This is a genomic window from Mesorhizobium sp. M8A.F.Ca.ET.218.01.1.1, assembly GCF_004791165.1.
GTDB lineage: Bacteria > Pseudomonadota > Alphaproteobacteria > Rhizobiales > Rhizobiaceae > Mesorhizobium.
In genome coordinates, this window is record NZ_SRUZ01000227.1 from 1 (window position 1) to 279 (window position 279).

At 69.5% G+C, this 279-nt stretch carries 1 protein-coding gene; it reads left to right on the top strand.

What is annotated here, in order from left to right:
* Positions 1 to 279: DUF5330 domain-containing protein (locus EN861_RS35120; protein ID WP_189343841.1), on the top strand; the 279-nt coding region annotated here is incomplete at both ends.

Here is a 279-nt window from a genome sequence, read left to right on the forward strand (position 1 = left end):
CTGCCGCTCAGCGTCGGCCCGGACGAGGATGGCCGCGAGGCGGTCGGGCCGATCCAGGCGCTGTTTGCGGCGCGCGAGGCGGTCGGCGACATTGCCGGCATCTGCGAGCGCAAGCCGGACGTCTGCGAGACCGGCAAATCTGCCATGCACACCATCACCGTCCGCGCCCAGGAAACCGCCAAGATCGCCGCAGCCATGCTTGACGACCAGCAGTCCGAAAGGCCGGGAGCGAAGGTGGCGGAAACCTCCGCCGAGACCACCGGCAGCGTCGCTAAGGAC